This is a genomic window from Paraburkholderia sp. (assembly GCF_028283785.1).
GTDB lineage: Bacteria > Pseudomonadota > Gammaproteobacteria > Burkholderiales > Burkholderiaceae > Paraburkholderia.
The window spans coordinates 499634-511819 of record NZ_JAPWKB010000019.1 but is presented as its reverse complement, the minus strand read 5'-3'; the positions used below and the strand labels follow the sequence as shown (position 1 = coordinate 511819).

General features: G+C 59.7%; 8 protein-coding genes and 1 other RNA gene. 8 read left to right on the top strand and 1 reads right to left on the bottom strand.

Going from position 1 to position 12186, the window contains the following annotated elements:
* Positions 1 to 29: 29 nt before the first annotated feature.
* Complete coding sequence (gene gyrA, locus PW947_RS24570) at positions 30 to 2660, bottom strand: DNA gyrase subunit A (RefSeq protein ID WP_299635000.1); 2631 nt, start codon at positions 2658 to 2660, stop codon at positions 30 to 32.
* Positions 2661 to 3158: 498 nt separating this feature from the next.
* On the opposite strand from gyrA, the gene ompA reads away from it, so the two are divergent.
* The 8 genes from ompA (at position 3159) to PW947_RS24530 (ending at position 11988) form a co-directional block, all read left to right on the top strand.
* On the top strand, positions 3159 to 3806 hold the full coding sequence (gene ompA / locus PW947_RS24565) for an outer membrane protein OmpA (RefSeq protein WP_299634999.1): 648 nt from the start codon (positions 3159 to 3161) through the stop codon (positions 3804 to 3806).
* A 208-nt stretch (positions 3807 to 4014) separates the two neighbouring features.
* A complete protein-coding gene (gene ubiG / locus PW947_RS24560; RefSeq protein WP_299634998.1) occupies positions 4015 to 4713 on the top strand; it encodes a bifunctional 2-polyprenyl-6-hydroxyphenol methylase/3-demethylubiquinol 3-O-methyltransferase UbiG in 699 nt (232 codons plus the stop codon).
* 30 nt (positions 4714 to 4743) lie between these two features.
* On the top strand, positions 4744 to 5460 hold the full coding sequence (locus tag PW947_RS24555) for an HAD-IA family hydrolase (RefSeq protein WP_299634997.1): 717 nt from the start codon (positions 4744 to 4746) through the stop codon (positions 5458 to 5460).
* Positions 5461 to 5569: 109 nt separating this feature from the next.
* Positions 5570 to 5939: a transfer-messenger RNA gene (gene ssrA / locus PW947_RS24550) on the top strand.
* Between the two features lie 114 nt (positions 5940 to 6053).
* Complete coding sequence (locus tag PW947_RS24545; protein WP_299634996.1) at positions 6054 to 7742, top strand: tyrosine-type recombinase/integrase; 1689 nt, start codon at positions 6054 to 6056, stop codon at positions 7740 to 7742.
* Between the two features lie 380 nt (positions 7743 to 8122).
* Positions 8123 to 8779 (top strand): hypothetical protein, encoded by a 657-nt coding sequence (locus PW947_RS24540; RefSeq protein WP_299634995.1) that lies wholly within the window; start codon positions 8123 to 8125, stop codon positions 8777 to 8779.
* A gap of 259 nt (positions 8780 to 9038) precedes the next feature.
* On the top strand, positions 9039 to 9920 hold the full coding sequence (locus PW947_RS24535) for a hypothetical protein (RefSeq protein WP_299634994.1): 882 nt from the start codon (positions 9039 to 9041) through the stop codon (positions 9918 to 9920).
* A 70-nt stretch (positions 9921 to 9990) separates the two neighbouring features.
* Positions 9991 to 11988, top strand: a complete 1998-nt coding sequence (locus PW947_RS24530; RefSeq protein WP_299634993.1) for a hypothetical protein — start codon at positions 9991 to 9993, stop codon at positions 11986 to 11988.
* Positions 11989 to 12186 lie beyond the last annotated feature (198 nt).

Here is a 12186-nt window from a genome sequence, read left to right as displayed (position 1 = left end):
TGCAATTACTGAAACCGATGTGATGCAGATCAGGCTGCGCCACCTTCCTCACCGCTTCCGTCGACGTCAGCGGGACCTTCGGCGTCGCCTTCCACTTCTGCTTCCGCCTCGGCAACCTGTTGCAGACCGGAGAGCTTCGTGCCCTCATCGAGGCTGATGAGTGTAACACCTTGGGTTGCACGCCCCATTTCGCGGATTTCCGACACACGCGTGCGAATCAGCACGCCTGTATCGGTGATCAGCATGATCTGCCCCTCGCCATCCACCAGCGTTGCGGCGACCACCTTGCCGTTCCGCTCGGACGTCTGGATCGCGATCATGCCCTTCGTGCCGCGACCATGGCGCGTGTACTCGGTGATCGGCGTGCGCTTGCCGAAACCGTTTTCGGTTGCCGTCAGCACCGATTGCAGTTCGTCGCCCGCGACCAGCAGCGCGATGACGTTCTGACCGTCGTCGAGCTGCATGCCACGCACGCCGCGCGCTTCGCGGCCCATCGGACGCACGTCGTTTTCATCGAAGCGAACTGCCTTGCCCGAATCCGAGAACAGCATCACATCGTGCTGGCCATCGGTGATTGCAGCACCAATCAGGTAATCACCGTCGTCCAGACCGACCGCAATAATACCCTTGCGCAACACGCGGCTGAAGGCTTCTAGCGGCGTCTTTTTTACGGTTCCTAACGCGGTGCCCATAAACACGAATTTATCCGCCGAGAATTCCTTCACCGGCAAGACAACCGTAATCTTCTCGCCGTCCTGCAGCGGGAAAATGTTGACGATCGGACGACCGCGCGAGTTCCGCGAACCTTGCGGCACTTCGTAGACCTTCACGCTGTACACGCGACCACGATTCGAAAAGCACAGAATGTGATCGTGCGTGTTCGCGATGAACAGCGTGTCGATCCAGTCGTCTTCCTTCATCGCCGTGGCCTGCTTGCCGCGACCGCCGCGCTTCTGGGCGCTATATTCGGACAACGGCTGCGATTTCACGTAACCCGCATGCGACATGGTGACGACCATGTCTTGCGGCGTGATCAGGTCTTCGGTGTTCAGCTCGGTTGCGTTCAGCTCGATCTTCGAGCGGCGCGCATCGCCGAATTCGGCGCGAATGGACGTCAGTTCGTCGACGATGATTGCCGTAATACGCTCCGGACGCGCGAGGATGTCGAGCAGATCCGCGATTTCCGCCATCACGTCGCGATATTCGCCGATGATCTTGTCTTGCTCGAGACCCGTCAGGCGTTGCAAACGCATTTGCAGGATTTCCTGCGCCTGCGTGTCGGACAGACGGTACAGGCCGTCAGTCTGCATACCGAATGCCGGATTCAATCCGTCCGGACGATACGCATCGCGACCACCCATCGTGGCGTTATCCGTCTCGGCGCGCGACAGCATCTCGCGAACCAGCGACGAATCCCACGGACGCATCATCAATTCCTGCTTCGCGATAGGCGGCGTCGGCGCAGCCTTGATGATCGCGATGAATTCGTCGATGTTCGCGAGCGCGACGGCGAGGCCTTCGAGCACGTGACCGCGCTCGCGCGCCTTGCGCAGTTCGTACACCGTGCGCCGCGTCAGCACTTCCCGACGATGCGACAGGAAGCACGACAGCATTTCCTTCAGGTTCAACAACTTCGGCTGGCCGTCGACGAGCGCGACCATGTTCATGCCGAACGTGTCCTGAAGCTGCGTTGCTTTGTACAGATTGTTAAGAATGACTTCGGGCACTTCACCGCGCTTCAACTCGATCACGACACGCATGCCGCTCTTGTCGGATTCGTCGCGAATATCGGAAATGCCTTCGAGCTTCTTCTCGTTGACCAGTTCGGCGATGCGCTCGAGGAGTGAGCGCTTGTTCACCTGATACGGCAACTCGTCGACGATGATCGACATGCGCTGACCGCGGTCGATCTCTTCGAAGTGCGTGAGCGCGCGCATCAGGACGCGGCCGCGGCCCGTGCGATAGCCATCGCGCACGCCGGCGACGCCGTAGATGATGCCGGCGGTCGGGAAATCCGGCGCCGGAACGATCTCGATCAGTTCGTCGATCGTCGCTTCCGGGTTTTTCAGCAGATGCTGGCAAGCGTCGACAACTTCGTTCAGGTTGTGCGGCGGAATGTTGGTTGCCATCCCGACCGCGATCCCCGACGAACCGTTGATCAGCAGATTGGGAATCCGCGCCGGCAGAATGGCCGGTTCGTTTTCGCTGCCGTCGTAGTTCGGCTGGAAGTCGACCGTTTCCTTGTCGATGTCGGCGAGCAGTTCGTGACCGATCTTCGCCATGCGGATTTCGGTGTACCGCATGGCCGCGGCGTTGTCGCCGTCGACGGAACCGAAGTTACCTTGACCGTCCACCAGCATGTAGCGCAGCGAGAAGTTCTGCGCCATCCGGACGATGGTGTCGTAGACAGCGGTGTCGCCGTGCGGGTGATATTTACCGATCACATCGCCGACGATACGAGCGGACTTCTTGTAGGCACGGTTCCAGTCGTTGTTGAGTTCGTGCATCGCGTACAGCACGCGCCGGTGGACCGGCTTCAGGCCATCGCGGACATCGGGAAGCGCACGCCCCACGATCACGCTCATCGCGTAATCGAGATACGAACGGCGCATTTCCTCCTCTAGGGAGATTGGCAGAGTCTCTTTGGCGAATTGATCCATTATCCGTATCTTTTACGTGCCAGGACGCGCATGCTGCCGCGCCCTCGCGTAAGCATTGCAGGCGCAATGCATCACGCGATTCTAACACGTGCGACACCCCCGCCCGAGGCCTGGGGTCGTCACACGTATACCTATTAGTTGAAGACGCGCCGGACGCACCACGAGGCCGCATTTAAAACGGTGCCAGAAGCGGTGTCAGGCCCGTTTTATGCGTGGGCAAATTTCGCGCGAAGCCTTGACTGGCGGACCGCTGACGCCCCTCGCCGTGTGTTGCTCATGCACCACAATTGGATAGGGGGCGGGATGGGGTCTTGATTTTTTTATCGTCGGAAGGGAACGATATGGCAAAATGCCAACGCACAAAGTTAGACACGGCTCGAAGTCTACACAGCGCGTCTTTTGTTCCGCACCAATGTTATACTTCGAGCAATGTATGACTTGTCTTCGTCAACAAGCTCGCAGTAAACCTGCGGTAATCTCAATTTCGAGAGGAGAAATATGAATAAACTTTCAAAGCTCGCGTTCATTGCAGCTACCGCAGTTATGGCTGCATCCGCTATGGCGCAATCGGTGCCGGCGTCGCGACAAGCTACGAACGACAACTGGGTGAACGGCACCGGCGAATACGTGTGGATGAACGGCACGAACGAGCTTTGCTGGCGCGATGCATTCTGGACCCCGGCTACCGCTAACGCAAAGTGCGACGGCGCGCTGGTTGCCCAAGCTCCGACGCCGCCGGCTCCGGTTACGCCGCCGCCCGCTATCGTCAGCCAAAAGGTCACGTACCAAGCTGACGCGCTGTTCGACTTCGACAAGGCTATCCTGAAGCCGGCTGGCAAGGAAAAGCTGGACGATCTGGCATCGAAGATCGGCGCGCTGAACCTGGAAGTTGTGGTTGCGACGGGCTACACCGACCGCATCGGTTCGGACAAGTACAACGACCGTCTGTCGCTGCGTCGTGCACAAGCTGTCAAGGCATACCTGGTCAGCAAGGGCATCGAAGCCAACCGCATCTACACGGAAGGCAAGGGCAAGCGCAACCCGGTCACGACCGGTTGCAACCAGAAGAACCACAAGCAACTCGTCGCCTGCCTCGCACCGGATCGTCGCGTGGAAGTCGAAGTTGTCGGTACTTCGAAGCAGTAAGCTGCGAGTTACCGCAGAATCAAAAGCCCCGCCTCGGCGGGGCTTTTTTTATTGTGTCGCGTCAAATCAACGCGTGAAACGGGTCCGAATCATCCGCTGATACCACCCTTTGGATGCGCCGCTATTTTGCCCGGTGCGACGTCGGCCTATATACTCGGGGCTTTGATTGCCCGTCCCGCCCATTGTCTTCATCAAGGCCGCCTTTGCCATGACCAACGCCGATCCCCACGAACTACAAAAATTCAGCGATCTCGCTCATCGCTGGTGGGACCCGAATGCAGAATTCAAGCCCTTGCACGAGTTGAATCCCGTGCGCCTCGGCTGGATCGACGCCCATGCGCATCTGCCGGGAAAACGGGTGCTGGATATCGGATGTGGCGGCGGCATTCTGTCGGAATCGATGGCAGGACGCGGCGCGAATGTCAAAGGCATCGATCTGTCGACGCAAGCGCTCGGCGTCGCCGATCTGCATAGCCTCGAAAGCGGCGTCACCGTCGATTACGAAGAGATCGCCGCCGAAGCGCTCGCCGCCCGCGAACCCGGCACATACGACGTCGTCACCTGCATGGAAATGCTCGAACACGTGCCGCAACCGGCCGGTGTCGTCGAGGCATGCATGACGCTGGTCAAACCGGGCGGCTGGGTGTTCTTTTCGACGCTCAACCGGAATGTGAAGTCGTACCTGTTCGCGGTGATCGGCGCCGAATACATTGCGCGCATGTTGCCGAAGGGCACGCACGATTACGCGCGCTTTATCAAACCGTCGGAACTGGCGGGCTACGTACGTGCCGCTGGACTGCGCACGGTGGAGATCAAAGGCATCGTGTATCACCCTCTCAGCAAGCATTTCGCGCTGTCGGACGATACCAGCGTGAACTATATGCTCGCCTGCCGGCGCGACGTCTGACGCGCGCGACCTAACTTTCCTACACTGCCCATGTCCGATCCTACGCCCCTGCCCCAGCGCGAAGACAACGAAGCCTCGATCGGTCTCTGCCAGGCCGTTCTGTTCGATCTCGACGGTACGGTCGCCGACACCGCGCCCGACCTCGCCGCCGCCGTCAATAAAATGCGCCACGAGCGCGGCATGGACATGGTGCCGCTCGAAGATCTACGTCCGCTCGCCTCGGCGGGTGCGCGCGGATTGATCGGCGGTGCGTTCGGCATCGGACCGGACGATCACGAATTCGCGTCGATGCGCGAAGAGTTCCTCGCCAACTACGAAGCCGACCTCTGCATCGAAACGACGCTGTTCCCCGGCATCGACGCGTTGCTCGACGACCTCGACGACCGCAATGTCCGGTGGGGCATCGTGACGAACAAGGTCGCGCGACTGACCGATCCACTCGTCGCCCAACTCGGACTCGATGCGCGCGCCGGTTGTGTGGTCAGCGGCGATACCACGCCGCATTCGAAGCCGCATCCCGCGCCGTTGTTGCATGCGGCGCGCGAACTCGGTTTGCCGCCGGAGCGCGTGGTGTATGTCGGCGACGACCTGCGCGACGTGCAGGCCGGCTTCGCTGCGGGCATGGTGACGGTCGCGGCCGCCTACGGCTACTGCGGCAACGACATCCCGCCGACCCGATGGCACGCCACTTATGTCGTCCATTCGCCGATGGAACTGCAAAAGCTGCTGAGCGAAATCGGGCTGTGAGCGCGGCGAATCTGCGCGATTGATCATAGCGGCCGAGAACAATCGGGACAGGCTTACCGAACTATTGTAAAATCCTCTTTCGCCCAATATATCAGGGCATCTTAGCTGCGGGGGCGACCTGGTTTCGACAGGGGTTGCGAAGCGGCCAGGGCATGTCGAGGCCCCGTAACCTCGTAAATCAGCGGGAAAAACGTAACTGCAAACGACGAAACGTTCGCACTGGCAGCCTAAGGGCTGCCGTCCTCTGCCTAGTTCACTGACGGGCTAGAGTCGCAAGACCGGTAGCAATACCGACAGAGGTCATATACGTCAGTTAAGCCTTGGTGGTGTCACGACATCCGGGTCGAAAAATTAGTGAATCGCCGTAACGCAGCGTGTTCGTCCGCGTCGTTGCGGTTAAATCAAAAGACAGAACTACACATGTAGAACTGGTCGTAGAGTGCTTCTGGACGCGGGTTCGATTCCCGCCGCCTCCACCAATATCAATCGCTGGGAAAACCCGCCAGGCAAGGAAAACCAGCACTGGCAAGGGTTTCACGGGGATGACTAAGGGAAAGCGTGTCGGCGCAGTGTGTCAATCTGGAGCGACACACATGCCGTCCAAACTGCCCACCGGAGTCAGCCTTCGCGGCTCCGTCTATCAACTGCGGGTCGTCATTCCTGACGATATACGCCATCTGTTTCCACAGCAAGCGCACGGGAAACCGGCGACCGACGCATTCCGTGCAAGCCTAAAAACGTCCGATCCCAACGAGGCGTCCGCGCGAGCGCACGCGATCATTGCGGAGTGGAAGCGCCGATTTGAAGACATGCGGACTAGCACACGCCCTGCTCCGTTCACGCCGATTACAGACGAATTAATTGCGTTTATCTGCGACCGTGAGGCCCGAGCTATTCTCGCCTTCGATGATGGCATACGCTTCAACCCTGATGAGTTAGGGCAAGTGATGAGGCACATAAGCCCGACGCAGCCTGGCTGGCTCACGGGAAAGCCCGTAAGAAACACTACTTGGGACGCAATCGGTAGCTATCTCGGGGACGCCCAACATGACAGCCTTAGCGCCCTCCACCGGTCGATTGTGTTTGGCGTGAGAACCGACTTGAGCCGAGGCAGGCTCGACACAGCGCAGCAGGCCGCTCTGGCCGCATGCGCGGCGCTCGGGGTCGTTGTGGATTGGGGTCAACCGTCTGCGCGTGTGGGACTGGGGCGAATCATGCGAGCCATCGTGAAGGCATGGGAGGCCGTGGAAGCCCGCGATGCAGGGCAGTCGGTTGAGACGCCGCCCGCCCCCAAGCCTCCCGGGGACGCGACCGGGAATCAAGCTGCGCCGGAAACTCCGGTCAAGTTGGCCGATGTCCTGCCCGAGTGGATTACGCGGACCAAACCGCCAGCGAAGACCACCAGCGCGTGCAAGCGGGCGCTGGCGCTGTGGGCTCTAGCCACCAGCGACCCGAAGCTGAAAGACATCTCGAAGGCTACCGGCGCAAAGTTCGTGTCTTTCCTGCTCGATCCTAAACAGAAGTTTGGCAACAAGACCGCCCACAATCACGCCAGCTACATCAATGCACTATTGAATCTAGCCGTGAAGCTTGACCTGATCGAGCGCAACCCGGTGGACCTGACCTTTGACAAGACCGAAGGAGCGCAACGCCGAGAGCCGTGGTCGGACAAGGAACTCGCGACTATGTTCAGTAATTGCCTGTTCACAGACAAGATGGACGAAGTGCCCCACTGGCGCGGCGTGAGTCCCGCCGAGGGTCGCGCAATGTTGCTGCTGACCTTGCACACCGGGGCACGCATTGGCGAGATTGCCCAGCTACGCGCCCAAGACATTCAACAGCGCGGTGGCCTCACCGTGATTCGCATTACCGCCGAGGCGGGTACGGTCAAGACTGCTGAGTCCGAGCGAACCGTACCCCTACCCGATCATTTGCTCCAGAACCAATGGTTTGCAGTTTGGCTTCAGTCCACAGCGAAGCTAAGCGGTCCTTTGTTCCCTGCGATGCACGGGACAATCTCAGGCCCCAGCGATGTCGCAGTTAAGTGGCTCAGGGCGTTCCGTGCATACGCAGGCCTGCCCTCCGGTGGCCTGAACGGGGCGCACAGATTTCGCCACACCCTTCGCACGTGGCTCGCTGAGGTCGGCGTGAACACCGAGACCGCCGACGCAGTTACTGGGCACGCGGCAACGGGTTCAAGTGGACGGAGAGTTTATACCGCTAACGTTACGGTGCCCGCCATGAAGACGGCATTGGATCGCATCCCTTGGCCTAAGGCGTGAGCCGACTGCGACGTTTTGACCAGCCTCAATGCGTTCCCGCCTTCACCGATTAATAAACGTTCCGCATACTTTTATTGTTGTCTCTGCTGACGAAAATTGACGGTTCGGATTACACTGAGTGCTGCGAGCACTCAGTGGTCTCGGGGCGGCAAAAATTGCCGAGTGCGGTGGAATTGTTGCGATATCGACTGAAATCCACTTACGTCTGACTTGTGTGATTTTTGCGTATGGCGCACAATTCGCGACGCTAGAAAAAGAACGCATTGCAAGAAAGAGAGCGGCACAGAAAGTGCTGAAAAACAATGACAACGAACGTATTCGATGGGGCATCTGTGGTCGTTGCCACAGACTCGCGGTGGTCGTACAGGTACGGTAACTACTTGATTTATCTGGACGACACTGGCTTCGAAAAGATCGAGGTAGTTGAAGGCGCAGCCTTCATGTTTGCCGGACGGGGTGATCGGGTTCAGGAATGGAAGCACTGGCTGCGGACGAACCCGACCAGCCCTGAACACCAGCCCACAGAGACTAAAGGAATGTCTGTCTGTGTCGTTAGTAAGGCGACGGGGACGGTGATCATGTCGGTGGGCGACTATCACGTGCATGAGGTTTCCCACTTCGCGGGATCAGGTCGCGATCATGCGCGAGGCTGTTGGATCAAGAATCGCGACGCATTGAAGTGCGTCGAGACGGCGAAGAGTAAAGACATTTACAGCGGTGGTGAGGTGAAATATTTCAGTGTCAAGGACAGCAAGCACAATCTGTATCCTTCGGCACCCGTCACCATCCAGATGGTTAATAACGCACTGCACACGAGAGGACTCGTTATGTCTATCAATGACACAACCGCAACTCCTTCTGCTGTCCCTTTCAAGATGGCCGCTGCCAATGACGCGGGATTGGAAGAGTTTGGTCAGAAGATCGCTAACGGCGAAATCGCGCCGAGCGCCCCCTTTGACGGAATGGATCGCGACTGGACCGCTGCGGAAAAAAAGGGATTTCATGATGCGCTGGCCAACGTATTCGGTTGGAAGTGATTCATCTTCGTCAGCACGAGAAGCCGCCTTCGGGCGGCTTTTTTATTGGCGATAGTCACCGCTGGATGACCGGTCCGCTGCGTGCTCCCGGCCGTACAGATACGCGACCAGCGCTTGCGAAGATTCATCCATAAGCAATACTTCGTCACTGCCGTCGCCATCCATGTGTGATCCCCTCACGATAACGACCGCAGATGAGACAGAGCTAATCGCTCGCGGGCGCAAAGCCTGGGCGACCATCCAAGCGTCCCGACCTGTAATGCGATGGGAGTGGCAGGCTTTGGGGCGTGCGCTGCTCATTGGTCGCAGGGAGTGCCCCGACAACGCCAGCTTTGGCCGCTGGTGCCACGCCCACGATCTCGCAGGCATTCCGGCGCTCGCGCAGACCGGTGCCGAAGAGTTCGCGAGCGCCGCCAAGAGTCGTGTCACGCAGGGAACCGTTCCTGCCGGAATTCGAGAATGGTATCGAGATCGCGCCGTAAAACTTCAAACGCAACGAATCCACCGCACGGTCCAAGATGAAACCACATCCAAGCGCCCAAAATCTCGCGGAAGTACAAAGCGCATCAAACTGATGGACGACCTGACGCTGGTCACTCGCGGGCAGGCCGCGTGGGCGCGTATCAAAGAATCAGCGTCTGCTCGACGGTCAGTGTCGCGCGGCTCTGGACCAGCGGCAAAAGTCCGTCGCGAAAAATCTAAGAATGAACATATCCAATGGTGGCGTGAGGTCGGAGAGGCTCTAGAGGTCGGGAAGAATTCAACGGCCCTCGAACGTCACGGCGCTTACGGCGCATGGCTTAGGGCAAAAGGCTTTGATGACATCCCCGATCCACCTGCGGCGATTTGGCTCGCCGCCAACATCGAGAGCCTTGGGGAAATTCCCGGCAACATGACGAACCCGTCGTCTATCCGTAGTTGGCGGTATCAGCAGCAGACCACGAAGCGAGCGCCCGCGCCCGAAGACATAGCACTACAGGCCGCAGCAGACGCGCTTCGAGTCGCGACCGTCGAAATATCGCGCTGTGCGCGGGCGCTGCGTTCAGCGACGCAGATTGCCGAACGTGCGGAGCGGGAATTGAGAGACGTCTTGCGTCTTCGCGCCCGCGAGAAGCGAAAGGCTGCTTGGGAAGACGACTAACTCCGCACAGGGTAGAACCCTATCGCTCACAACGGCCCCTTCGGGGGCTGTTTTTCGTTTACGACCGGAAATGACAACAATCGAAGAACTCCCGCCGACCCAGGCCGACCCCGAGTCCACCGGCATCCCCACTCCCGGCATGCGCCTCACCAGCCTCGCGCTGGACATCCTGTGCGCCCGCCTGCAAGCCTATGGAAACCGCCTGGGCTCGGACCATCGCAAGGCCCTCAATATGATGCTGGACGGCTTCACTCGCCTCGCTGAGGGTGCCCGTGACCGCCGAGCCTTCGGCGCTCCCACCGGTAGCGGCAAGTCGCAAGCTATCGTTGCCTGGTGCGCTGCTGCGCATCGCCTTGGGCGTCTCGGGAGTCTCTCGGTCGCCATTGCATGCGAGCAGGTTGAATCCCTGTGCGACCTGGTTCGCGAGATGGTGAAGGCGGGCGTCCCGCGCGACAGCATCGGTCTGTTTCATAAATACGATCTGGACCCCACGAGCGGCGCCTGGACCACTGGAGCCCCGCCGCCTGGCTACTGCCCGCCCGATGGCAAATCGAGCATGGCCGCCGACTCTGCTCCGCACACACGCCCGATACTGCTGTGCACACACATGCGGGTGAAGAACGGGAACGCACTGGACTGGTATCACTATCAGGGCCTTCCCCGGTCGTTGCTCATCAATGATGAAGCCATGTTCCGATCCGAGGGCAAAGCGATGACCTGGCTCGACCTCGCGGACGCGATGGACGCCGCAACGCGTCGCCTGGCTTTCGGGGCCGCTCGGGATTTCCTGGCAGGCGTGGAGCAGACCGTTGAACGCGAATTGCGACGTCAGGCGAAGGCCGCCGAATCCGGTAAGGCATGCGAGCCCAAGCCGTTCCGTATCGAACTGTCGGAGCCCGAACGCGACCAGCACCGCCGAGAGCTTACCGACGCACTGCGGCAGACATCAGGCTCCAGGTCAGCGAAAGACCTACGGGCGCATACCCAGACGCTCAGGGACTTCATTGAAATGTGCGGCACGGACACCATTGTGACGGGCATAGGTCACGCTGACGCGCTTCTGACCTTCCGTCCATGCCTAGATGACGGTATCCAGGGCGTGGCGGTCCTAGACGCTTCCTTTCGGGTGCGTATGCTGTACCAATACGACAAGACGCTGAAGGACGCGCTGGTGGGCTACGATGCCCGCATTAAGACGTTCGAAAACGTCACCGTCCGGCACACGCATCTCGCAGCCGGTCGTGAATCCGTGACTGCTGACCTAGACGACAAGGGGCCGGGGCGTTTCATTGACTACGTGGTGAACGCCGTGAAGTGCGCGCCCGTCGATGAGCACGTGCTGGTGTTCACGTTCAAGACGCGGGAAACACGGAACGCCATGGACTACGAAGGCATTCTCAGGGACGGCCTGCGCCGCGCCGGGATCGACCCGAACGAGCAAATCCCGCTGAAGGCCGAGGTGGACCCGGTGAACGCAGGGAGTCTTCGCCCGCGCGTCAACTTCCTCACTTGGGGCCAGGAGACCTCTCGCTCTGACCTGAAGTTTTGTACAACGGTCGTGCTGGCGGGGCTTCAGTTCCTGCCTCGGGAAGCGGTCCACGCTCAGATGCGCGGCCAGGCGCGGGACATTGCGCTTTCAACGACCACCGCTGAGGTCAGCGACGTGCATCTATCGGAGACCATCTCCGCCATCTACCAGGCGAGCGCTCGGGGTTCGAGTCGGACCATGGACAATGGGAAGGCTTGCCGCATGGTCATGCACCTGCCTAACGCGACATCGACCCGCAAGGTCCGCTCTCGGTTGCGCGAAGTGATGCCAGGAGTCCAATGGGTCTCCGAGCCCGACCCGGTGGTGGATGTGGCGGAAGCGATGGAGCGGTATCTGACGGACCAGCCCAGCAACGTCACTAAGGTCTCGCTGAAGAAGCTGAACGACGAGGCGCTGGCGGGCCTGGCGGAACGCTGGGGCGACCGGTTGACCCGACGCGTCATCGAGACGGGCCGCGACGACATGGGGCGCGAGTGCGGCACCTGGCGTAGAGATGGCCGCTCGATGGTCCGCGTGTAGCGTTCACCTCTCTCTATAGGCCGATGTGCGTTATCTTTTTGATGGGCCGCAAACCCTTACCCAGCAAGGGTTTCAGAGATAACGCACAGAACCCTATAGAGAAGGAAAGACGCTATGTGAGCGTGTTGATTGTCGCTGGGAGATTCACGGGGACGACCAAGGAGCTATGCGAAGCGTGAGTGCCCCGTGCCGTCTCGA